The organism is Vibrio sp. JZG10, assembly GCF_054064075.1.
Genome location: NZ_JBSUGE010000015.1, coordinates 109,293 through 131,655, shown reverse-complemented (window position 1 = coordinate 131,655; position 22,363 = coordinate 109,293). Strand labels below are relative to the sequence as shown.

Sequence of the window (22,363 nt, the reverse complement as noted above, 5' to 3'; positions counted from 1 at the left end):
GCTCGTTTAACGCTAATTTTGTGACAATTATATAAGGTTAAATTTGACCAAGTTACTAGGCTAAGGTAACTTTCGTGCATCTTCTCCAAGGCTTGATTAAGGCAGAAAAAAGATGGCGGTCAAGAAACCAGAAAACATGACCTTCGAAGCAACCATTGAAGAGCTTGATAGCTTGGTTGATCAATTAGAAAATGGCGATCTTGCCCTAGATGATGCTCTACGTAAGTTTGAACGAGGCATTGCCTTAGCTCGTGCTGGCCAAACTAAACTTAGCGACGCCGAACAGCGCGTAAGTATTCTTCTCAGCGAAGATGATGAAGCACCATTGAGTGACTTCAAACCAGATTCAGAATAACCATCAGTAGTGAGCAATGTGATGCAACAGACATTGACGTCTTTTCAACAAAGAAACAATCAGCAATTGAACTTGTGGCTCGATCAGCTTCCATATCAAGAGCAGCCATTGATTCAAGCAATGAAATACGGCCTTTTGCTAGGTGGAAAACGCGTTCGCCCTTTTCTTGTTTACATCACAGGTCAAATGCTCGGCTGTAAACCAGAAGACTTAGACACTCCTGCCGCTGCTATCGAATGTATACATGCCTACTCACTCATTCATGATGATCTGCCAGCCATGGACGATGATGAACTGCGTCGAGGTCAACCAACTTGTCATATTAAGTTTGATGAAGCAACCGCAATACTGACAGGTGATGCACTACAAACTCTCGCCTTCACCATTATTGCCGATGGTCAATTAAACCCGGCGGCAGAAACTCAACGCATCAACATGATCAAAGCGTTGGCGCATTCTTCTGGCGCCAACGGCATGTGTGTTGGACAAGCTTTAGATTTAGGCGCAGAAAATCGCCAAGTTTCTCTTGAAGAAATGGAAGAGATACACCGTAAAAAAACCGGAGCTCTGATAGATTGTGCGGTAAAATTAGGTGCATTAGCTGCTGGTGAGAAAGGTATCGAGGTTCTACCTCACTTGGAGCGCTACTCAAAAGCAATTGGTTTGGCGTTTCAGGTTCAAGACGATATTCTTGATATCATCAGTGACACAGAAACACTGGGTAAGCCTCAAGGTTCCGACCAAGGTCTGAATAAGAGCACTTATCCTTCCCTGCTGGGTTTAGAGGGAGCCATAGAGAAAGCTCACACTCTGTTACAGGAAGCACTTCAAGCATTGGAAGCTATCCCATACAATACTCAGTTACTCGAAGAGTTCGCCCGATATGTCATCGAGCGCAAAAATTAACACTATAAGCGCGCATTTATATGACTCTTGATATTTCAAAGTACCCAACACTGGCGTTAGCAAATACACCGGAAGAATTACGTCTCCTTCCGAAAGAAACATTACCAAATCTGTGTGATGAACTGCGAACGTATCTGCTAAATTCAGTGAGCCAATCTAGCGGACACTTAGCGTCTGGCTTAGGCACCGTGGAGCTAACTGTCGCTCTGCATTATGTTTACAACACCCCTATCGACAAATTGATCTGGGATGTTGGTCATCAGGCTTACCCGCATAAAATCCTCACCGGACGTCGCGATAAAATGCCAACAATTCGCCAAAAGGATGGTCTACACCCTTTCCCTTGGCGTGAAGAAAGTGAATATGACACCTTATCTGTCGGTCACTCTTCGACATCGATTAGTGCAGGTCTTGGCATGGCCATCAGCGCACAAAAAGAAGGCAAAGGTCGTAAAATCGTCAGTGTAATTGGTGATGGCGCAATTACAGCAGGCATGGCATTCGAAGCCATGAACCACGCTGGCGACGTTCATCCTGATATGTTGGTGATTTTGAACGACAACGAAATGTCGATTTCAGAAAACGTAGGCGCGCTGAATAACCACCTTGCTAAGGTACTTTCTGGCAGCTTGTACACTTCTATCCGTGAAGGCGGTAAGAAAGTGCTGTCTGGTGTTCCACCTATTAAAGAGTTGGTTCGCCGTACGGAAGAGCACCTCAAGGGCATGGTAGTGCCTGGTACTCTGTTCGAAGAGTTCGGCTTTAATTACATTGGTCCGATTGATGGGCACGACGTCAATGAACTCGTCAAAACGCTAAAAAACATGCGTGAGCTCAAAGGTCCTCAGTTCCTGCACATCATGACCAAGAAAGGCAAAGGTTATGAGCCTGCCGAGAAAGATCCTATCGGCTACCACGGTGTTCCTAAATTCGATCCAACGCATAACTGTCTACCGAAAAGCAGTGGCGGTAAGCCAACTTACTCAAAGATCTTTGGTGACTTTTTATGTGATATGGCGGCCCAAGATCCTAAGCTAATGGCAATTACGCCAGCAATGCGCGAAGGCTCTGGTATGGTACGTTTCTCAAAAGAATATCCAGACCAATACTTTGACGTGGCGATTGCTGAGCAACACGCTGTGACACTTGCAACAGGTATGGCAATTGCTGGCGATCATCCAATCGTAGCTATCTATTCGACTTTCTTGCAACGTGGTTATGACCAACTGATCCACGATATCGCGATCATGGATTTACCAGTAATGTTCGCTATCGACCGTGCAGGTCTCGTTGGTGCAGACGGCCAAACTCACCAAGGCGCATTCGATCTAAGCTTTATGCGCTGTATTCCGAACATGGTGATCATGGCGCCAAGTGACGAAAACGAATGTCGACAAATGCTTTACACTGGCCATAAACATACTGGCCCTAGTGCGGTTCGATACCCTCGCGGTAGCGGGATGGGCGTAGAAATCGAAACTGAGTTTACGGCTTTAGAAATCGGTAAAGGACGCATGGTTCGCCAAGGTGAAAAAGTTGCTATTCTGAACTTTGGTACTTTCTTGGGTAACGCGCTAGAAGCGGCAGAATACCTTAACGCCACTGTTGCTGATATGCGCTTTGTGAAGCCGCTCGATGAAGCATTAATTCGTCAACTAGCCGCAGATCATGACGTGCTCGTGACGTTAGAAGAAAATGTTATCGCCGGTGGTGCAGGTGCAGGTGTCGTTGAGTTTATGATGAAAGATAAAATCATTAAGCCAGTCTTAAACCTAGGCTTACCCGATGAGTTTATTCATCAAGGAACACAAGATGAACTGCATGAAGAGCTTGGTCTCGATGCAAAAGGGATTGAAAAATCCATCTTGGATTATTTAGCAAAATAGCATGTAAAAAGGGATGCTCATGGCATCCCTTTTTTACGTCCAACGTTTAATTCATCCAGCCAGCGTATTTTGCGACTAGAAACAGGGCAACACCAGCCATAATTCCCGCCACGATATCATCAACCATAATACCCAGCCCACCGTGAACTCGCTTATCTAGCCACCCAATTGGCCACGGTTTTACCATGTCGAAAAAACGGAACAAGATGAAGCCAGTGAGCAACCACTTCCACTCGGTCAACGGAATATTTAACGCAGGGACGATACCCATCGTAATCCAAAAACCCGCAAATTCATCCCATACGATTGAACCATGATCATGTACTTTCATGTCTGCAGACGTCACTTGGCAGATTTGAATGCCGATCACACACGAAATCAGAACAACAATGACATACGCCGTAAATGGCAATTGCGCCAACAACAAAAAGAAGGGCACGGCCGCCAGTGTCCCCATTGTTCCTGGAATAAACGGGGATAATCCACTGCCAAAACCCGTCGCCAATAGATGCCACGGGTTCTTTAATGAAATCAGAGAAAGAGGGTTGGTCATATCCTTAAACCTATACTGCTAGTTTGGTTTCAATCGTCATGCCTGTGAGCTGCTCAATAGTAACAGGCTCTTGGCTAGAGCTTAGCTCAGATCATTTAAAGTGGTCGAAGCCACTTAAGTCCCAATCAAGTGGTTGATTGTTATCATGCAGCTCGAAGGTTCCATTTGGTCGGATTTGACCAATACATGTGACCTTACAGCCAGTATGAGATAAAGCGCTTTGTAACGAGCCTCGATTTTGCTCCGGCACGGTAAAACACAACTCGTATTCTTCGCCACTTGCTAAAGCATACTGCTGCGCGCTGATCTTATCATCTAAAAACTGGACTAATTCTGAAGAGATCGGTAGCTGAGAGACATCAATACTCACCCCAACCTGAGATCGCTGTAAAATGTGCTTAATATCAGAGATTAAACCATCTGAAATATCTATCGCCGACGAGGCTAAGCCAACAAGAGCCTGACCAGCGAGCACACGAGGCGAACTAAGGTAATGAGCTCGCTCTAGTGCTTCCGCGCCAGCTCTGCTGCGTAGAGAGCCATCTAGAATCACATCCAAGCCAGCTTTTGCATCGCCAAGGTTCCCCGTTACGTACACCCAGTCCCCTGACTTTGCTCCGGAACGTGTGAGAGCTTTACCTTCAGGCACAAAACCTTGCACCGTCAGAGTCAGACACAATGGCCCTTTTGTGGTATCACCGCCAATTAACTGAATACCATAGTAATCAGCCAATTCGAAAAATGCATCACAGAAAGGTGCAAGCCATTCTTCATCTGGCTCGGGCATCGTTAATGCAAAGCTCACCCACGCTGGCGTTGCTCCCATCGCTGCTAAATCACTGATGTTAGAAGCCAATGCTTTGTGCGCTACCCATGCGGGGTTCGCATCGGCTAAGAAATGCGTTCCCGCCACCAATGTATCCGTACTAATCGCAATCTGAACATTAGCCGGCGCTTTGACGAGTGCGCAATCATCACCAGCCGCTAGGTGGACATCTTTACGTTGGCTCTGACGATCGACGAAGTATTTGTCTATCAGATTAAATTCACCAGACATAATTCACTTACTTTTTGATGTAAAAGCTTTTGATACAAAAAAGGTCAGCATGTGCTGACCTTTTCATTGAAGAAATCTTTATTTCTTACGAATGTGAGGTGCTGCTTTATCAAGTACACCGTTCACAAACTTGTGGCTATCTTCTGCTGCGAAGACTTTTGCAAGTTCAATCGCTTCATTGATAACAACTTTGTAAGGAACATCTTCGCGACGAGTCATCTCGTACATAGCAAGGCGAAGAAGAGCAAGTTCCATCATATCTAAATCCTGCATAGGACGAGAGATGTATGGACGAATTTTGCTATCTAGCTCAGCGTGGCTAAGTACAACACCGCTTAGTAGTTCACGGAAGTAAGCTACGTCTGTTTCTGGAGCAGCAAGCGCTGGCTCAGATGCATGAAGTTCTTCTTCATCGTATTTGTCTCCAGACAAAAACTGTTCTTCAATCTTGGCAACATTCTCTTTAGTAATTTGCCATGAGTAGATCGCCTGTAGAGCGAATTGACGTGCGTTACGACGTGCGGCTGGTTTCACACTGGCCCCCATTAGGAATCAATTTCAGATAGTACATTAATCATTTCAAGTGCGCTTAGTGCAGCCTCTGCACCTTTATTACCAGCCTTGGTTCCTGCGCGTTCAATCGCTTGATCGATCGTATCAACAGTCAAAACACCAAATGCTACTGGAATGCTGAATTCCATAGACACTTGTGCTAGACCTTTGTTCATTTCACTACAAACATAGTCAAAGTGAGGCGTTCCACCGCGAATAACAGACCCTAGAGAAACAATAGCGTCGAATTTGCCAGTTTTAGCAACACGCTGAGCTACTAGAGGTAGTTCTACGGCACCTGGACAACGCACAACCGTGATGTTGTCTTCGCTTACTTGTCCGTGACGCTTTAGTGTATCGATCGCACCAGAAAGTAGGCTTTCGTTAATAAAACTGTTGAAACGAGAAATAACGATAGCAATTTTTGCATTTGGCGCTGGGAAGCCACCCTCGATCACTTTCATAAGCTTTCCTTTAACTCTATTTATAAGTGAAATATGTTCATCAAGTGAGAATCGCCGGATTCTAGCACAAATTTGTGAGCAATATCTAATGGAAATTGGAGGCAAATCACCGGTTCCTAGCCATTGACGAATTGAGTGCGTAAAAGACTAGGAACTTATTGTTCGGTTGTTACTCGCAGACGTACTCAACCACGTTCAGACCAAAGCCACCTAATGCGTGGTACTTTTTGTTGGTCGATGACAGAAGGCGCATATCATGTACACCGAGATCCGCAAGAATCTGTGACCCCACACCAACACGGCGAGACGTACCTTGTTTTTTAGCAAGCGTTGGTGCTTCACCTTTGTCTTGCGCTTCAAACATCTTCACGCGATGAATAAGTAGATCGGTCGATTCTTCATGGCCAAGAACAACCAGCACACCGCCTTCTTCACCAATGCGTTTCATTGCCTTATCTAGTGTCCAGCTGCGCTCTGCATTACGATCGCTACGTAGTAAGTCGGTAAAAACGTCTTGAAGATGTACGCGAACCAGTGGCGCTTTTTCTTTCAAATCGCCCTTGCACATTGCGTAGTGCACTTGGTTATCAATGGTGTCCTTGTACGTGACTAACGTGAACTCGCCAAACTCTGTCGGTAACTTGCACTCTGCCACACGTTCAATCGTTGTCTCAGTGTTATTGCGGTACTCAATTAGGTCGGCAATAGTGCCCAATTTAATACCGTGCTTCTCTGCGAAGATCTCTAGATCAGGGCGACGAGCCATGGTGCCGTCGTCATTTAAGATCTCAACAATCACCGATGCAGGCTCTAAACCAGCAAGGCGAGCCAAATCACAGCCAGCTTCAGTGTGACCAGCGCGAGTCAGTACGCCGCCATCTTGGGCCGCGAGCGGGAAGATATGACCAGGCTGCACCAAATCCGCAGCTTTGGCGTTTGGCGCGACTGCCGCTTGAACCGTACGTGCGCGATCCGCGGCTGAAATACCCGTCGTTACCCCTTCTGCCGCCTCAATCGAAACAGTAAAGTTGGTTGTGTATTGCGCATTATTGTCTTGCACCATTGGTGGCAGACCTAGGCTTTCGCAACGATCTTTGGTCATGGTTAAACAAATCAGGCCACGGCCATAGGTTGCCATAAAGTTGATGGCTTCCGGCGTAATATGCTCGGCAGCCATGATCAAGTCACCTTCATTCTCGCGGTCTTCATCATCCATTAGGATGACCATTTTGCCTGCGCGAATATCATCAATAATTTCTTGTGGCGTACTGATTGGCATAGTCTGTTTTCCCGTTATTCTAAATTTGTTATTGCGGCAGCAATGAAAAAATCATGTTGCAGTGAATGCTGGTGAGGTCAATAGTTTGAGCTTTGCACCAAGCAAGTCAATGAATCTCGCGGTGTTCTGTGAGTCTGCTCTTTATCGCATGCCTCACGCAGCCACTCCCAAGACTTATGCAAAACCGTTTTGCTGTAAAAAGTCCATCGTGATACGAGACTCGGCCTTATCTTCTTGTTGCCCTTGCAGTAAACGCTCCATATAACGCGCAAGTACATCAACTTCTAAGTTTACTTTGCGCCCCACTTGAAACTGGTCAATCGTAGTTTCTTCACTCGTATGAGGAACGATCGTCAGCTTAAAAGCATTTTTACGTAAGTCGTTGACGGTTAGGCTAATACCATCAACAGTAATCGAGCCTTTCTCTGCAACGTACTTGCTAATTTCCGCTGGCATTGCAACCCAAAACTCTATCGCACGGCCAACTAAATTGCGTTCGACAATTTCACCAACCCCATCGACATGGCCAGAAACGATATGTCCCCCCAATCGCGTTGTTGGTAACATGGCTTTTTCTAGATTCACCTTCTCGCCTACTTGGTATTCAGCAAACCCAGTTTTCTTCAAGGTTTCTAATGACAGATCAGCACTGTAATAGTGGCTTCCGAAGTCAACTACCGTTAAGCAAACACCATTGGTCGCGATGCTATCGCCTAACTTAACGTCTGACATATCAAGCGTCCCCGTTTCAACCGTAACGGTGATATCTTCGCCCTTCGGCGTAATCGCAGCTAACTTGCCAACTGCTTCTACTATTCCTGTAAACATACTATTTCTTATCTAAGTTCATTACGTTTGATGGTGGCGGTGATGCGAATGTCTACCCCGACCATACGAACGTCTGTAATGTTTAAATCAATGACGTCAGCCATAGCGCTTAATCCTAAAGCACCGATAAGCCCCCGACCATCGCTGCCCATGAGTTTTGGCGCAAGGTAAACAATGAGCTCATCTACAAGATTAGCCTTTATCATCGCACTCGCTAGCGTGGCTCCAGCTTCAACCCATAAGTGATTGATGTGGTGCTCATCCGAGATACGTTTTAATGTTGTTGATAAGTCAATTTGGTCAGCGCTGTCCAATAGAGGGATACATTCTCCATCTGGGCTAACAATAACTCGCTCTCCATCGGTGTGGAACAGCTTGAGCGCATCCGTTAAATGGTTCTGACGGTCTAAGATTACACGTACTGGTTGACGAACTTCTTCTCGTAAATACTGCGCTTGAACACTGGTAGGTAAGTCATCCCAACGCACATTGAGTGACGCATTATCATCAATCACCGTTTTGCTAGTAGAAAGAATGCCACCACTCATTGCTCGATAACGCTGCACATCTTGGCGGGCCGCTGGGGAGGTGATCCATTGGCTCTGCCCATTACTGAGCGCGCTTTGCCCATCCAAGCTGGCTGCCATTTTTAATTGAACAAACGGCATGCCTGTACGCATGTACTTTATAAAACCAGGGTTAAGGGCAAGGGCATCTTGCTCTAACAAGCCAATTTGTACTTCAACTCCGGCATCACGCAACATCTGGATGCCCCGCCCCGCAACTTTAGGGTTTGGGTCTACCATTGCGCAAACCACACGTGCCACTTTGGCTTTGATTAGCCCTTCAGCACATGGCGGTGTACGGCCGTAATGAGAGCAAGGTTCGAGCGTCACATAAGCGGTTGCACCAACTGCTTTTTCACCCGCCATGCGCATCGCGTGCACTTCGGCATGCGGCTCACCAGCGCGCTGGTGATAGCCCTCGCCAACAATTTCTTCATCACGAACGATGACGCACCCCACATTTGGATTTGGGGCGGTGGTATAAATGCCACGTCTCGCTAACTTAATAGCTCGTGACATCATGGCGAAATCTAAATCAGAAAACGCTCTTTCAGGAGTGTGTTGAGTCATGAGCTACTCAGTCTTCTAGGCGGGCAATCTCTTCGCCAAACTCGCGAATGTCTTCAAAGCTGCGGTAAACTGAGGCGAAACGGATATAAGCGACCTTGTCGAGCTCTTTGAGTTGGTCCATAACTAAATTACCAATCATTTCACTCGGAACCTCTCGTTCACCCGTCGCACGCAGTTGTGATTTGATCATGCTGATCGCTAACTCTATAGAATCGGCACTCACTGGGCGTTTCTCTAATGCGCGCTGAATACCGCCAACCATTTTATCTTCATCAAATGGTTCACGGTTGCCATTCGATTTGATCACTTTAGGCATCACTAACTCTGCGCTTTCAAACGTAGTAAAACGCTCGCTACACGCCAAGCACTGACGGCGACGTCGAACTTGATGGCCATCAGCCACTAATCGGGAATCAATAACTTTGGTATCGTTCTCGGAACAAAAAGGACAATGCATATCACCTCCATATCTATACCAAAATAACCTCATGAGCAATCACGAATAACCACACGTTCATGGTTATACGGACTCTATTAAAGCTATTTGGGTATAACGCTTTCAAACCGAAATAAAAGCTCATGTAGTGTAGCGGAATTGGTATGTTAGACAAAACAAAAAGGGGCCCAAAGGCCCCTTTTTCACTCAAGATCTCGTTGAATGTGTTAACTGCGTGCTAAGTAGTTCGCTTTACCAACCCACTTGTAGCTAGTTAGCTCTTCTAAGCCCATTGGACCACGGGCATGTAGCTTTTGCGTGGATACTGCGACTTCTGCGCCAAGGCCAAATTGCGCACCGTCTGTAAAGCGCGTTGAAGCATTCACATAAACCGCCGCCGAACCGACAGAATTGATGAACAGTTCTGAGTTTTCCAAACTATTGGTCATGATCGCATCTGAGTGGCTCGCGTTATGAACACGCATATGATCAATTGCATCTTTCACATCAGACACAACTTTTACACCAAAGGTGTAGCTCAACCATTCCGTATCAAAGTCACCTTCAACAGCATCGCGAACTTGTTTCGCTTGCTCCATAAGTTCTTTTGCTTTTGGCTCTGCCACGAACGTCACTTTATCGTTCATGCGCTCTACGATCATTGGTAGGAATTGTGCTGCAATTTTTTCATGCACGAGCAGCGTATCTAGTGAGTTACACGCAGATGGACGTTGAACTTTAGAGTTCTCAACCACATTCAGGGATTTCTCTAGATCAGCGGATTCGTCGACAAAGATATGGCTAATACCAAAGCCGCCAATAATCACCGGAATCGTGCTGTTTTCTTTACACATTTTGTGTAGGCCAGCACCACCGCGTGGAATGATCATGTCGACGTAATCGTCCAGTTTAAGCAGTTGAGAGACTAGCTCACGATCTGGCTTTTCAATGTACTGAACCGAAGCGGCAGGAAGGTTCGCCTTTGCTAGCGCAGACTGAATAACCTTTACCAATTCCATATTCGAGAAAAATGTCTCTTTGCCACCACGCAAAATGCTTGCGTTGCCGGTTTTCAAGCACAGCGCCGCAATATCAATAGTCACGTTAGGACGCGCTTCATAAATTACGCCCACAACACCCAGTGGTACGCGGCGGCGAGACAATGACATCCCATTTTCCAGTACCTTACTGTCGATTTCGCTGCCCACAGGATCGTTCAAGCTAATGACGTTGCGAACATCATTCGCAATTGCAGTCAATCGTTCTTCATTCAGCAAAAGGCGATCGAGCAGCGCATCGGTTAAACCCGCTTCACGGCCAAGTTCGATGTCTTTAGCGTTTGCCGCCAAAATAGCAGCGGAGTTTGCTTCTAGCTCATCAGCGATGATCGCTAAAGCTTGGTTCTTTTGCGCAGTTGACGCTGTCGCTAATTCGAAAGCTGCATCTTTAGCAGCTTTACCCATATTCGTTAAATCCACTTTGCTTCCCTCTAATTCTATTCCTGAATGACGACCAAATCATCGCGATGAATCACCTCAGAGCCATAATCATGCCCCAAAATAGAGATGATATCTTTACTGTGCTTACCAGTAATTTTAGTTAGGTCATCACTTGAGTAGGCGCTGATGCCACGAGCCACCAACTTACCGTGAGAATTTGTTACACGCGCCACTTCGCCTCGTGCAAAGTCACCACTTACTTTGATTACCCCTTTAGCAAGTAGGCTACTGCCCTTACCGACCACAGCATTTACCGCACCTTCATCAATAATGATGTCGCCCGATGCCGCAGGTCCCGCCAGAATCCAGCGTTTACGGTTTTCTAAAGCTTCAGCGCAAGGTAGGAAGCGTGTGCCTTGTGGCTCTGCACTCAAAGAGTCAAAGATAACATTCGGTGCACTACCGGCAGCAATAATAACCTCGATACCAGCGCGGCGAGCGATGTCTGCGGCTTGCAGCTTCGTTGCCATACCGCCAGTACCCAATGTTGTACCACTTCCTCCTGCGATTTTACGCAGCGTATCGTCGATGGTTTTTACTTCCTTGATCAACTCTGCGTTTGGGTCTTTACGAGGGTCAGCAGTAAACAGACCTTTTTGGTCAGTTAAAAGCAAGAGCTTATCTGCGCCACACAAAATGCCCACCAAAGCGGAAAGGTTGTCGTTATCGCCCACTTTAATCTCACTGGTCGCAACGGCATCATTTTCGTTTACGATAGGAATAATATCGTTCGCAACGAGCGCATTGATGGTGTCACGTGCGTTTAAGAATCGCTCGCGATCTTCTAAATCAGCACGAGTTAGTAGCATTTGGCCGATCTTGATACCGTAAATACCAAACAAAGACTCCCATGTTTGAATCAAGCGACTTTGCCCTACCGCCGCAAGTAATTGTTTACTCGCCATCTCGTTGGGCAATGCGGGGTAACCAAGATGCTCACGGCCTGCTGCAATAGCACCAGACGAAACCATTACCACTGAATGGCCTTGTTTTTTAAGCTCAGCACACTGGCGCGCTAACTCAACCATGTGAGCACGGTCGAGTGCCAGAGTGCCGCCTGTCAGCACACTTGTACCCAGTTTCACAACGACAGTTTGTGGTTGTGAAACAACTGCATTTTGTTGATTCGTTGTCATGATGTCTTCTGAAGTGAAAAACAAATAAAGAGAGGATGTTTTAACAATCAAATAGGGAATTAACAAGAGAAAAGGTGCGTTTTCGCACCTTTTTGTTTGGTATTAAATGAAAACAACCAAATTAAGCGAAATCGAAAGACTCCGTGTGATATTCGACTTCTAATTTGAAGTGTTCTTCTAAAGGTAACCGTTCACCAGTAGGAGCTTGATTTAATGGATTACAGACTAAATACGTTGGGGTAAGGCTTGCGAAGTGTAACAGCTTGAACGATTTCCATTAGAGCAGACAGGCTCGAGATGCCTCGTTTGTTACAGGTCTCAACAAGCGAATGCATACGGCCCCTGAACTTGTCGCCCGCATCAGAGGTCGTTCCGAAGCTAATCTTACGTTGGATGACACTGCCACGTATTCTCCGCTCTGCTTCGTTGTTGGTAAGGGGGATTGAAGGATCGGTTAAAAATAACCACAAGCTTTGACGATGAGATTGTAGCTTTTTACATCGACCTTTATATCTCTGTACGACTATCCCACTGCCTTTTTGAAGCCAGTGGTCGAAAGACTTTCGCAGTCGATTCATGCGGCGAATATACTGTTCGGGCTGGATGTCTGCATTTTCCAAGCGGTGGCGTATTCTGAAAACCATATTGGAGATCAGTGTTAGCCGTTGTCCAACGAGAGCGGTGTAACCACCACCAGTATAATCAGCGATTTGCTGAAGATTTCGTTTCACATGTGACCAGCACAGTTGATGTTTTTCTGGCTTTAGCCAGTTATAGCTTGGGCATTGGTCAGTGACCACAAGGCCACTATAATTCTTACCTAACATGGTCTTGGCGGAATGGGTTGAACGAGAGAACAAGATCTTTTCGTAGACAAGGTCTTCACTGGCGACCAACCAACACCAACGTAAGCTCTCTTCACCATTACGAGGATGGGAAGTTTCATCTACATGAACTAGCGGTGCTGTTTGGATACTATCTCGGATTGCATGATGTAAAGGGGTCAGCATTGAAGCCACTTTGGTCTGAGCTTCGCTGATGGCACCAACAGAGAAGGTTGTACCCAGTTGCTCTTTTAGCAGAGAGCGAATTTTGCGGATACTTAAATGATATTGTCCTGCTAATACAGCGATATAGCTGAGCAAGTTAGGCCCAATAATACCTTGTGAGACATTTTCAGGTTTCTTAGCTCTAACGACCTCATGGCAATATTGACATTGACCTGAAAATAATCGGTACTCAGAGACCTCGACCGTTGGCTTCGGTATTTCGTGAACTTGATGCCGATAAAACGGGTTATTGTGAACGAAGATGTCCGATTTACCACAGCACGGACACGTAGAATCAGGCAAGCAATCGATAACAGTGTCCGTTTTCTTCAGTTTCGAGAGCTGTCGTTGACTCCCTGAGTGACCCTGTTTAGCTCCTCTCGGATTGCGGTCACCAGAGCTTTGAGCTTTTTTCGCTCAGCCCGCTCCTTTGGGCCATCCGAAGACGGTGGTTTTGAAGAGTTGGAGCAACGGGTTTTCAGCTTATCTTCATAATGGCGAAGTTGTTCCCACAACTCTTCGATGAGTGCGTTAGCTTCATTGATATCAGAGGCAACAGGCGGAGCCTCTGCGAATTTGGATTTCTTCTTTTTCATACCTTCATCATGAAGTCTGAAAATGATCACTCAAGAAGAAAAAGTGGATCAAGTGCGGAGAGTCACACTTGATTGTCAATGGGGGACTGGTGAACGGTTACTTCTAAAGTATCAACCAGCTTTTGATGGAATGTGCTCTGCGTCAGATACACTTCCTCTACCGCTTTTTTAGGCAGGGCTTCAGATACCCATTGCCCTTCTTTGTTGTACTTGCCGATATGATATTTGGCAGTAAAGCCTCCTTCGATGGATTCTAAATCCATCCACCAGCCCCAAAATTCACGCTTCTCAGGCGATTTTTTGTCGTCTACACAAACAGATAGACAATCAAAATAATAGCGCCCTTCTTGCGATTGTGGTTCGCGCAGGTAAGGCCCTATCGCCTTCAACTTTGACATCAAGCGAAAGTGAGTCGGGCCCTGAGTCGTCTCTGACATATGAATCTCCGTTTTCATAGTTAAAAGTAAACACCCAAGAATGATTATTATTTTTAATTATCATGAGCTTATTTTTTGCTCAGCTATATCACTTTTAACTAATTTAGGAGAATTGTCACCCTAATAATTCATCTTCTAGCCACTTTATGGCTAAATCGAGGGATTGCTCATATCCTTTTGTAATCGTTTTGGAACTGATTTTTTTCGCTCTGCCATACTGGCTAAACAGCGCGACGAGTTGGTTATCACTGTGTGGAGACACCGGATCGCCTTCAAGGCTCAAAGCTAAAATAGGTACTTTGGTTTTTCTACTGCTCAAGAAGCCCTGAACCTTCAATGACCAGGCCATCATCTGGCCCGCCATGCTATTAATATCAACCGCGCTTTTCCCTAAGCGAGAAGCCAACAGATCCAGATACATCTTCGGCATCTTTTGCAGCTTCTCAGGGGAAGTAAAAATATCATGCACGGGTGCGCCGAGGGCTACACAAGCTTTGATCTTCTCTTGTTCAACAAAAGAGAGTCGGATCATGGCATTACCACCAAAACGAAATCCAACTAACCCCACTTTGTGATGATCCACCCAAGGCAATGAATACAGCTCATTTAGTACCGCTTGGTGCAGACAGCTTGAGTTCTCAGTCAAAGGCCAGTGAGAACTGTGCCCCACCGAAGGCATGTCGACCGTCAACATTGCAATATCTCGTGGTGCAAGATGATTGCGGAACAAACGCCACATGTCGGTTTGTAACGTATCGAGACCAGCGCTCACCATCACCACAGGCAGTTGCTTGTCGGTTCTTGGCAAATGAAGGTTCGCGATGATTTTGCGATTTTGGTAAGGCACTTCAATTTGCTTGATGGTGTACTTGGTCTTCTCTGCGCCGTCAGAATACGCTTTGTTTGCCAGCACTTGAGCCTGCAAGGCCAAATTATCATTCTTCAGATGTGGGTAGCCTGCGATACTAAAACACAAAGAAGCGGTGAAGAGTTCATCGGCGGCCTCCTCACCTTGCATTTCATTTGAACGCTTCTGATGCTCCATGCCGAGCTTAATCCACTCAAATGTCCAGTTGCCGTTGTGGTACCCCATTACGGTGTCTAACCAATCATCATTGGTTCGAGAGTGGGAAGAAGAAGCGATTTTAGAAAGCACACCTTCCATCTCTATCGGAGACAACCCTTGCCAAGCCCATTGCAAGCGGCGCAAATGACGATACCAAGCACGATCACCCTGCGCCTCTCGCTCATCAAGTATTTTTTGACTGGTCGGCATGTACTGGGTAAGCGCAGAGGTTTCTTTTGCTTGCTTATGTTTCACGAACAAAGTTTCGGAAAGATTTTTACTGACGTCTTCAGACATAGGAAGAACCTTAGGCTATTAGCATGAGTTGTTATGATAATAAAAAAAATGCCCCTATACAGGGGCATTTCTCAATATTCTTTAATAGCGTTTATTTTTGCTTGCGGTTTACAGGCTCAGCGTACTGGATTGACATATCCCAAGGTTGTTCAATCCAAGTGTCTTGCGCGATATCTACCACGTAATCATCTAGCAACGCTTTGCCTGAAGGTTTCGCACACACAGCGATCATCTTCGCTTTTGGATACATCTCACGTAGTTTGCGCGCCGTATCACCACTGTCTACTAGGTCTTCAACGATGAGGTAACCTTCACCATCGCCTTCAGGTGCTTTTAGTACCGTCATATCGCGCTGATGATCATGGTCGTAGCTTGAAATACAGATTGTATCAACGTAACGAATACCCAGTTCACGAGCCAAGATAGCGCCAGGAACCAAACCACCGCGGCTTACCGCCCAAATTCCTTTCCATTGCTCAGCTGGCATTTGTTTTTCAGCCAGTTCACGGCAGTAAGTCTGCATTGCATCCCAAGTGATAATGAATTTTTTACTCATTGTAATAACCTAATAATTTGAAAATATGCATCCTCAAAATCTAGTGAACTCACTCAAAAGCGGAATGCTCACTGACCTCTCCAAAATGTATGGAGATGAGGATTTCAAGCTGCGCAAACGATTATTCTACCGAAACACACCGCTAATACCAACGGTGATATCAAAATTCTCTGCCTATTCCGCAGAAAAACCGTCTTAAGTGAACAACGTGAAAAAAGAAAAAGCCAGCGTGAATAAATCCACACTGGCTTTTTGCTCGAGAAATTAACCGGCGAGGTATTTGACGATGAAGATGGCAGACATCACCCACACACTCATCGACACTTCACGGCCCTTGCCGCTGAATAATTTGATCGCCGAGTACGCGATAAAGCCTAACGTAATACCCTCTGCAATCGAGAACGTTAACGGCATCACCAAACAAGTCACAACAACTGGTGATGCTTCCGTTAGGTCACGCCAATCAATGCTTACCAGCCCAGACAACATCAAAATCGCGACATAGAACAGAGCGCCGGATGTTGCATAAGCAGGGATCATTCCTGCTAGTGGTGAAAACAATAGAGCAAGTAGGAAGAGCACACCAACAACCACTGCTGTTAGACCAGTACGACCACCAGCCGCCACACCAGAAACACTCTCAATGTAAGATGTGGTGTTTGAGGTACCAAGTAGTGCACCTACTGACGTTGCCGTTGAGTCTGCAAGTAACGCTTTGTTTAAACGCGGGATGTTGCCATTCTCATCCGTGAGGCCTGCTTTTTGAGAAACGCCAACTAGCGTACCTGCGGTATCAAACAAATCGACAAATAGGAAAGCAAACACAACGGAAATCATGCCAACTTCAAACAAACCAGAGAAATCCAGTTGCATGAAAGTTGGTGCAATGCTTGGTGGCGTTGACATAATGCCGCTCCACTGCACATCACCAAATAGAAGGCCAAGCGCTGTAACACCAAGAATGGCGATCATCACCGCACCTTTCACACCACGGTGAACAAGCGCGATAGTAAGGAAGAAACCAATCGCAGCCAATACAGATGGCAATGATGTGATGTCTCCCATAGAAACTAATGTCGCGGGGTTATCAACGACGATGCCTGCATTTTTTAATGCGATAAATGCTAAGAAAAGACCGATACCGGCTGAAATACCAGTTCGAAGAGAATGCGGGATCGAGTTAATAATCCACTCACGGATCTTAAATATACTCAAAAGAATAAACAGCAGGCCTGAAACAAACACCGCCGCTAACGCAACTTGCCACGTATAGCCCATTCCCAACACAACAGAGTAAGTGAAAAATGCGTTCAGCCCCATTCCTGGTGCTTGTGCAATTGGGTAGTTGGCAACAAATCCCATGATGAAACAGCCGATAGCGGCCGCAAGACAAGTTGCAACAAAAATGGCACCACGGTCCATACCGGTATCCGACAGGATCGCTGGGTTTACAAAAATAATGTAAGCCATGGTTAGGAAGGTGGTAACACCTGCAATGATCTCAGTGCGCACATTTGTGCCATTGTCACTGAGCTTAAAAAGCCTCTCGAGCATGATCGAATCCTGTAAAGGTAAAAAGTAAACGGTTGCGTAATCGATTGGCGGGAATTATAAAGTTATCAAATAGCAAATTCTAGATAGAATCTTCACTCTAATACGATTTTTTTCTTTGGATATGAAACCCATTCGCTAATTCTTAAAAGCAAAACAGGAAATATATTCTTATAAAACAACAAGTAATAATTATCGTTCAGAACCCAACAACAGAATAAAAACTGAACAATGTACTAAACTTTCAAATAGAAACCGGGCGTTTTAAGCGTCATATCTAGGTGGATTTGACGGGGAAGTCGATAAAACTAAAGAACAGAGAATAGAATCCAGCCTTGATGGCAGAAAATGTGTCAGAAAGAGAAAGTGGAGATAAAAAAACGCCACCCAATTTGGGTGGCGGCGAATCATGTCAGCACTATCACTGAAAAAAAATTCCAATTTATAGGGGTGAACAAACTGTTCGAGTCACATGCGTTGACTTCACTTAGTAGCCAAAGCTTGTTGGGTATACAAAGTTGCCGGTGTAAACAGACTTGCTATTCCAGAACATTGTACTTGGTAAACCTTTCATAACTATCACCTTTTAAATCAATTAAACATTCGTTGATTTCTCGGTTCCTTGGAGGCGATAAAACGGACTCATCCTTTGAGCATTTCATTCTTCTCTCAGAAGCTGGTTACAAATATACCACCAAGAAATTTAATTACAAGCATTTTAGTGACCAGAATCACAAAAAATATATAAATTGACCTTCATCAAAGTTTAAATGTAATTAAATTACATTTTTGTGAATTAAAAAATAAAGCCACTTTCAGAATGTATGATAAAGAACACATAGTGCCTGTTGTTGTGTTCACAAACTGTGACAGTTCTGAGAGAAATCCTTGTGCACGCGACTACTCGTACTCCTTATCTGGTGGTATGCTAAACGGCAATTTGAAGGCCAAATCGTCTAGCATTTAATGCTATCTCGACAATATTTTTACGGTATATATTTGGCAAAGCACATCAAAAGGAGTCCTCCGTGTCTGAGTTCCATTCTGAGATCAGTACCTTATCACCTGCTCCACTTTGGCAGTTTTTCGATAAGATTTGTTCTATCCCTCACCCATCTAAGCATGAAGAAGCATTAGCACAGTACATTATCAACTGGGCAACAGAGCAAGGCTTTGACGTTCGCCGTGATCCAACCGGTAACGTGTTCATCAAAAAGCCCGCGACACCTGGAATGGAAAATAAGAAGGCTGTTGTACTTCAAGCACACATCGACATGGTGCCGCAGAAAAACGAAGACACCGAACACGACTTCACCAAAGATCCAATCCAACCTTACATCGATGGCGAATGGGTAACGGCGAAAGGCACGACGCTTGGTGCAGATAACGGGATTGGTATGGCTTCTTGCCTTGCTGTATTGGCATCTAAAGACATTAAGCACGGCCCAATCGAAGTTCTGCTTACGATTGATGAAGAAGCAGGCATGACTGGCGCATTTGGTCTTGAGGCTGGTTGGTTAGAAGGTGAGATCCTTCTCAACACAGACTCTGAACAAGAAGGCGAAGTCTACATGGGTTGTGCAGGTGGCGTTGATGGCACCATGACTTTCGATATTTCTCGAGAATCAACGCCTGCAGGTTTTGTAACACGCCAACTGACGCTGAAAGGCCTAAAAGGTGGTCACTCAGGTTGTGACATTCACACAGGTCGCGGTAATGCCAACAAATTACTTGGTCGTTTCCTTGCCGGTCATGCTCAAGAGCTTGATTTACGTTTAGTCGAATTCCGTGGTGGTAGCTTACGTAATGCAATCCCTCGCGAAGCGTTTGTTACTGTCGCGCTTCCTGTCGAAAACCAAGACAAGCTTGCTGAGTTGTTCAACCACTACACTGAGCTGCTTAAAACTGAATTGGGTAAAATCGAAACAGGTATCGTAACCTTTAATGAAGTGATCACGACTGACGCGCAAGTATTTTCAATCGCCGATCAGCAACGATTCATTGCGGCACTTAACGCTTGTCCAAACGGAGTAATGCGTATGAGTGATGAGGTGGAAGGCGTTGTTGAAACTTCTCTAAATGTTGGTGTGATCAGCACAGAAGAAAATAAAGTCACCGTGCTTTGCTTGATTCGTTCTCTCATTGACTCTGGCCGCAGCCAAGTTGAGAGTATGCTATGTTCAATTGCTGAATTAGCAGGCGCACAAATTCAGTTCTCAGGTGCTTACCCTGGCTGGAAGCCAGATGCAGATTCCGAGATCATGGCAATTTTCCGTGATATGTATGAAGGCATTTACGGTCATAAGCCGAACATCATGGTCATCCATGCTGGTCTTGAGTGTGGCCTATTTAAAGAACCATACCCACACATGGATATGGTTTCTTTCGGTCCAACAATAAAATTCCCTCACTCACCAGATGAGAAAGTGAAGATTGATACCGTTCAGCTGTACTGGGACCAAATGGTAGCGCTTCTAGAGGCAATTCCAGAGAAAGCGTAATTCAATCACGAAATACAACAAAGGGTGCTTTACGGCACCCTTTTTTGTTTGGCTGGACCAAATTACACGCGATTTTGCGTATAAGCAGCTAGCTCATCCATTGAGGTTTGTGCAACGACTTCGCCATCAATGTAGTAAGTGACAAACTCACCATCGCGCACACCCATGAGTGTCGCCTTCTCGCCGTTATTGTAAGTAATATCCATTTGAACAGTATTCTCATCGATTTGCTGCATTCGCCCCTGCTCAATAACACGGTTATTCGCTAACGGTGCAATTGGCGCCGTCGTTAACGATTTATCTAACTGGTGGTTTACATCGATGTAAGTATCCATCTTTGTATCGAAGATATGTGGCTTACCATTTAAAGGGTTCTTACCCGTCCAAAACTCTAGAGAGTTAAACACGATGTAGTCCGCTGCGATTGCGACACCATAAACAGGTGCTAAAAGCATGTTTAGACCACCTCGAGCGTAACGGTTATCTACAGCTTTCAAGTTAAACCCCATGACATAACCTGTCACGGCATTACTGCCAACGCAACCTGAAAGTGAAACTGCTACAGCAGTCAATGCACCAATTTTAGCAATTGCCTTTTTCATCAAAACCTCTAGTTAGAAATGTTAGACCTCAAATTCGGCGCGGATATTATCGGATAAAAAGTAGGGTTAAAAGTCCGTTTTTTTGTCCCTCATTATCAGTATTATTTTTAATACAGTCACATTTTTTAAGGCTATGATTGCTCTTCCTTCTGTACCTCTCGTTATGTATTAAACTGATAGAAAAGATCATATTGAAAACAAAAACTTCACACATGCTGAGATTTCGCGCATGACGATTAAAGTAATTTGTCGTGTCCTTAATGAGAATGATTAGTGCGATTTTGCAGCAATTGTTACATTGCTGATAACGCATTTGACAGAGATGGTTTATGGCCAGAAGTAAAAAAAGCAAAGTGTTTGAGCTCTTAGGGCACCAAATACAACCAGGACAACGATTAGAGGTCGAATTTGAAGCAGCGAAGCTATACACACATTCGCCTTTATCTATTCCTGTGGAAATCATCCATGGGAAACAAGAAGGGCCTGTGTTAATGGTGAATGCTGCTATCCATGGTGATGAGCTTAATGGCGTAGAAATCGTTCGTCAGATCATTAACCAACTGGATCCACAAAAACTGAAAGGCACTGTCATTGCAGTACCTATCGTTAACGTTTTTGGTTTCATCCATAAATCACGGTACTTGCCCGATCGACGAGATCTCAACCGTTGCTTTCCTGGCAGTGAAAAAGGCGCGCTTGCGTCTCGAATGGCACACGGGTTCTTTAACAACATAGCCAAGCGTTGTGACTACATCTTGGATCTGCACACTGGGGCCATTCACCGCACGAACCTGCCACAGATTCGCGCAAACTTAAGCAACCCAGAAACTCTGCGTATTGCTCAGGCATTTGCGACGCCAGTGATTGTTGATTCAGCATTGCGTGATGGCTCTTTACGCAGTGAAGCAGAAAAATGCGATATTCCAGTGCTCACCTACGAAGCTGGCGAAGCATTGCGTTTTGATCCACTTTCGATAAGCGCTGGTGTACTCGGGGTTCGGCGCGTAATGCAAGCCATTGGTATGTTGCGTGCGAGCAGGAAAAAGCTGCCTGAGCCTATCATAGCGAAGTCCACCAGCTGGGTTCGCGCGTCAGGTAACGGCATTTTGCGTACTGTCGTTAATCTGGGAGACAAAGTAGAACAAGGTGAAACGCTCGCCTATATCAGCTCTCCTCTTGGACATGATGAGGTAGAGCTCAAAGCGCCTAAGCGGGGCTTGGTGATCGGTCAACAAACTTTGCCACTGGTTAATGAAGGCGATGCGATCTTCCACCTTGCTTACTTCAACCAAGGTGATGATTCGGTAGAACAAGCCGTTGAAAGTTACATTGAAGGACTGACCGAGTTCGATGTCGAGCCACTGACTACCGGACAGATCCCGTTAGAAACTCAGTAATACCTACCAAGAGTGCACTTCATTAGCTCAACAGGAGTAATAGTGAGCGTGTCCTCTTGTTTAAAAGCCAATGAGCTCAGCGTCCATGATGCTGGGCTTTTTGTTTTCTGTAAGCTAACGATACTCATCGTAGTTTCCAAGAATGGATAAAAAACTTTACAAGCCATAGCAAAAACACATTTGATAATTAATCTCATTATCATTTATTAATCGTAATAATGTTC

22 protein-coding genes are annotated in these 22,363 nt (G+C 45.3%); 5 read left to right on the top strand and 17 right to left on the bottom strand.

Features of this window, described 5'->3' with window-relative positions:
- The first annotated feature begins 112 nt into the window (after nucleotides 1-112).
- From xseB to dxs, 3 genes are read left to right on the top strand one after another with little or no spacing between them, the layout of a single operon-like run.
- Entirely contained in the window at nucleotides 113-355 is a 243-nt protein-coding gene (gene xseB, locus ACWYVB_RS17160) for an exodeoxyribonuclease VII small subunit (RefSeq protein WP_005381566.1), read from the top strand.
- Nucleotides 356-376: 21 nt separating this feature from the next.
- The gene (ispA, locus tag ACWYVB_RS17155; RefSeq protein WP_005391389.1) at nucleotides 377-1,261 is read left to right on the top strand and encodes a (2E,6E)-farnesyl diphosphate synthase; all 885 of its coding nucleotides are present in this window, start codon (nucleotides 377-379) and stop codon (nucleotides 1,259-1,261) included.
- Between the two features lie 20 nt (nucleotides 1,262-1,281).
- Complete coding sequence (gene dxs, locus ACWYVB_RS17150) at nucleotides 1,282-3,147, top strand: 1-deoxy-D-xylulose-5-phosphate synthase (protein WP_047010153.1); 1,866 nt, start codon at nucleotides 1,282-1,284, stop codon at nucleotides 3,145-3,147.
- Nucleotides 3,148-3,193: 46 nt separating this feature from the next.
- On the opposite strand, the gene pgpA is transcribed toward dxs, so the two are convergent.
- The 16 genes from pgpA to ACWYVB_RS17070 form a co-directional block, all read right to left on the bottom strand.
- Complete coding sequence (gene pgpA / locus ACWYVB_RS17145; RefSeq protein WP_046874310.1) at nucleotides 3,194-3,700, bottom strand: phosphatidylglycerophosphatase A; 507 nt, start codon at nucleotides 3,698-3,700, stop codon at nucleotides 3,194-3,196.
- Between the two features lie 91 nt (nucleotides 3,701-3,791).
- The gene (gene thiL, locus ACWYVB_RS17140; RefSeq protein ID WP_253658727.1) at nucleotides 3,792-4,757 is read right to left on the bottom strand and encodes a thiamine-phosphate kinase; all 966 of its coding nucleotides are present in this window, start codon (nucleotides 4,755-4,757) and stop codon (nucleotides 3,792-3,794) included.
- A 78-nt stretch (nucleotides 4,758-4,835) separates the two neighbouring features.
- Nucleotides 4,836-5,303 (bottom strand): transcription antitermination factor NusB, encoded by a 468-nt coding sequence (nusB, locus tag ACWYVB_RS17135; RefSeq protein WP_005381571.1) that lies wholly within the window; start codon nucleotides 5,301-5,303, stop codon nucleotides 4,836-4,838.
- A complete protein-coding gene (ribH, locus tag ACWYVB_RS17130; RefSeq protein WP_005381572.1) occupies nucleotides 5,303-5,773 on the bottom strand; it encodes a 6,7-dimethyl-8-ribityllumazine synthase in 471 nt (156 codons plus the stop codon). The genes nusB and ribH overlap by 1 nt, the downstream gene beginning before the upstream one ends.
- Before the next feature lie 169 nt (nucleotides 5,774-5,942).
- Nucleotides 5,943-7,052 carry a bifunctional 3,4-dihydroxy-2-butanone-4-phosphate synthase/GTP cyclohydrolase II gene (gene ribBA, locus ACWYVB_RS17125; RefSeq protein ID WP_005381573.1) on the bottom strand — a complete coding sequence of 370 codons (1,110 nt, stop codon included), beginning with the start codon at nucleotides 7,050-7,052 and terminating at the stop codon, nucleotides 5,943-5,945.
- A gap of 174 nt (nucleotides 7,053-7,226) precedes the next feature.
- Entirely contained in the window at nucleotides 7,227-7,880 is a 654-nt protein-coding gene (locus ACWYVB_RS17120) for a riboflavin synthase (RefSeq protein ID WP_005391403.1), read from the bottom strand.
- An 8-nt stretch (nucleotides 7,881-7,888) separates the two neighbouring features.
- Nucleotides 7,889-9,016, bottom strand: a complete 1,128-nt coding sequence (gene ribD, locus ACWYVB_RS17115; protein ID WP_256949095.1) for a bifunctional diaminohydroxyphosphoribosylaminopyrimidine deaminase/5-amino-6-(5-phosphoribosylamino)uracil reductase RibD — start codon at nucleotides 9,014-9,016, stop codon at nucleotides 7,889-7,891.
- A 7-nt stretch (nucleotides 9,017-9,023) separates the two neighbouring features.
- Nucleotides 9,024-9,473, bottom strand: a complete 450-nt coding sequence (gene nrdR / locus ACWYVB_RS17110; RefSeq protein ID WP_005381578.1) for a transcriptional regulator NrdR — start codon at nucleotides 9,471-9,473, stop codon at nucleotides 9,024-9,026.
- 206 nt (nucleotides 9,474-9,679) lie between these two features.
- Nucleotides 9,680-10,930: a glutamate-5-semialdehyde dehydrogenase gene (locus ACWYVB_RS17105; RefSeq protein ID WP_457529527.1), complete on the bottom strand. Its 1,251-nt coding sequence runs from the start codon at nucleotides 10,928-10,930 to the stop codon at nucleotides 9,680-9,682.
- A 17-nt stretch (nucleotides 10,931-10,947) separates the two neighbouring features.
- Nucleotides 10,948-12,087, bottom strand: a complete 1,140-nt coding sequence (proB, locus tag ACWYVB_RS17100) for a glutamate 5-kinase (RefSeq protein WP_047010158.1) — start codon at nucleotides 12,085-12,087, stop codon at nucleotides 10,948-10,950.
- 218 nt (nucleotides 12,088-12,305) lie between these two features.
- Nucleotides 12,306-13,448, bottom strand: a complete 1,143-nt coding sequence (gene tnpC / locus ACWYVB_RS17095) for an IS66 family transposase (protein ID WP_457529566.1) — start codon at nucleotides 13,446-13,448, stop codon at nucleotides 12,306-12,308.
- A 17-nt stretch (nucleotides 13,449-13,465) separates the two neighbouring features.
- Nucleotides 13,466-13,732, bottom strand: coding sequence for a DUF6444 domain-containing protein (locus tag ACWYVB_RS17090; protein ID WP_025441450.1), 267 nt, complete (start codon nucleotides 13,730-13,732; stop codon nucleotides 13,466-13,468).
- Between the two features lie 62 nt (nucleotides 13,733-13,794).
- Complete coding sequence (gene crl / locus ACWYVB_RS17085) at nucleotides 13,795-14,169, bottom strand: sigma factor-binding protein Crl (protein WP_457529525.1); 375 nt, start codon at nucleotides 14,167-14,169, stop codon at nucleotides 13,795-13,797.
- 115 nt (nucleotides 14,170-14,284) lie between these two features.
- Nucleotides 14,285-15,532 (bottom strand): esterase FrsA, encoded by a 1,248-nt coding sequence (gene frsA / locus ACWYVB_RS17080; protein WP_005391416.1) that lies wholly within the window; start codon nucleotides 15,530-15,532, stop codon nucleotides 14,285-14,287.
- A gap of 91 nt (nucleotides 15,533-15,623) precedes the next feature.
- A complete protein-coding gene (gene gpt, locus ACWYVB_RS17075; RefSeq protein ID WP_005391418.1) occupies nucleotides 15,624-16,088 on the bottom strand; it encodes a xanthine phosphoribosyltransferase in 465 nt (154 codons plus the stop codon).
- 264 nt (nucleotides 16,089-16,352) lie between these two features.
- On the bottom strand, nucleotides 16,353-17,642 hold the full coding sequence (locus ACWYVB_RS17070; protein WP_225461965.1) for an NCS2 family permease: 1,290 nt from the start codon (nucleotides 17,640-17,642) through the stop codon (nucleotides 16,353-16,355).
- A gap of 1,025 nt (nucleotides 17,643-18,667) precedes the next feature.
- On the opposite strand from ACWYVB_RS17070, the gene ACWYVB_RS17065 reads away from it, so the two are divergent.
- Nucleotides 18,668-20,140, top strand: coding sequence for an aminoacyl-histidine dipeptidase (locus ACWYVB_RS17065; RefSeq protein ID WP_457529522.1), 1,473 nt, complete (start codon nucleotides 18,668-18,670; stop codon nucleotides 20,138-20,140).
- A 62-nt stretch (nucleotides 20,141-20,202) separates the two neighbouring features.
- Here ACWYVB_RS17065 and ACWYVB_RS17060 read toward each other — a convergent pair whose 3' ends face one another.
- Nucleotides 20,203-20,742, bottom strand: a complete 540-nt coding sequence (locus ACWYVB_RS17060; RefSeq protein WP_047010162.1) for a DUF3332 domain-containing protein — start codon at nucleotides 20,740-20,742, stop codon at nucleotides 20,203-20,205.
- A gap of 329 nt (nucleotides 20,743-21,071) precedes the next feature.
- Between ACWYVB_RS17060 and ACWYVB_RS17055 the strand changes: the two genes are divergently transcribed.
- Nucleotides 21,072-22,139 (top strand): succinylglutamate desuccinylase/aspartoacylase family protein, encoded by a 1,068-nt coding sequence (locus tag ACWYVB_RS17055; protein ID WP_457529520.1) that lies wholly within the window; start codon nucleotides 21,072-21,074, stop codon nucleotides 22,137-22,139.
- Nucleotides 22,140-22,363: the final 224 nt, after the last annotated feature.

Excerpts from the sequence above, each read along its gene's own strand:
- ACWYVB_RS17120 (WP_005391403.1), bottom strand. The coding sequence starts at position 7,880 with ATGTTTACAGGAATAGTAGAAGCAGTTGGCAAGTTAGCTGCGATTACG.
- ACWYVB_RS17060 (WP_047010162.1), bottom strand. The coding sequence starts at position 20,742 with ATGAAAAAGGCAATTGCTAAAATTGGTGCATTGACTGCTGTAGCAGTT.
- frsA (WP_005391416.1), bottom strand. The coding sequence starts at position 15,532 with ATGTCTGAAGACGTCAGTAAAAATCTTTCCGAAACTTTGTTCGTGAAA.
- crl (WP_457529525.1), bottom strand. The coding sequence starts at position 14,169 with ATGTCAGAGACGACTCAGGGCCCGACTCACTTTCGCTTGATGTCAAAG.
- xseB (WP_005381566.1), top strand. The coding sequence starts at position 113 with ATGGCGGTCAAGAAACCAGAAAACATGACCTTCGAAGCAACCATTGAA.
- proB (WP_047010158.1), bottom strand. The coding sequence starts at position 12,087 with ATGACAACGAATCAACAAAATGCAGTTGTTTCACAACCACAAACTGTC.
- pgpA (WP_046874310.1), bottom strand. The coding sequence starts at position 3,700 with ATGACCAACCCTCTTTCTCTGATTTCATTAAAGAACCCGTGGCATCTA.
- gpt (WP_005391418.1), bottom strand. The coding sequence starts at position 16,088 with ATGAGTAAAAAATTCATTATCACTTGGGATGCAATGCAGACTTACTGC.
- ribBA (WP_005381573.1), bottom strand. The coding sequence starts at position 7,052 with ATGCCAATCAGTACGCCACAAGAAATTATTGATGATATTCGCGCAGGC.
- ribD (WP_256949095.1), bottom strand. The coding sequence starts at position 9,016 with ATGACTCAACACACTCCTGAAAGAGCGTTTTCTGATTTAGATTTCGCC.
- ACWYVB_RS17055 (WP_457529520.1), top strand. The coding sequence starts at position 21,072 with ATGGCCAGAAGTAAAAAAAGCAAAGTGTTTGAGCTCTTAGGGCACCAA.
- thiL (WP_253658727.1), bottom strand. The coding sequence starts at position 4,757 with ATGTCTGGTGAATTTAATCTGATAGACAAATACTTCGTCGATCGTCAG.
- nusB (WP_005381571.1), bottom strand. The coding sequence starts at position 5,303 with ATGGGGGCCAGTGTGAAACCAGCCGCACGTCGTAACGCACGTCAATTC.
- nrdR (WP_005381578.1), bottom strand. The coding sequence starts at position 9,473 with ATGCATTGTCCTTTTTGTTCCGAGAACGATACCAAAGTTATTGATTCC.
- ispA (WP_005391389.1), top strand. The coding sequence starts at position 377 with ATGCAACAGACATTGACGTCTTTTCAACAAAGAAACAATCAGCAATTG.
- dxs (WP_047010153.1), top strand. The coding sequence starts at position 1,282 with ATGACTCTTGATATTTCAAAGTACCCAACACTGGCGTTAGCAAATACA.
- ACWYVB_RS17090 (WP_025441450.1), bottom strand. The coding sequence starts at position 13,732 with ATGAAAAAGAAGAAATCCAAATTCGCAGAGGCTCCGCCTGTTGCCTCT.
- ACWYVB_RS17070 (WP_225461965.1), bottom strand. The coding sequence starts at position 17,642 with ATGCTCGAGAGGCTTTTTAAGCTCAGTGACAATGGCACAAATGTGCGC.
- ribH (WP_005381572.1), bottom strand. The coding sequence starts at position 5,773 with ATGAAAGTGATCGAGGGTGGCTTCCCAGCGCCAAATGCAAAAATTGCT.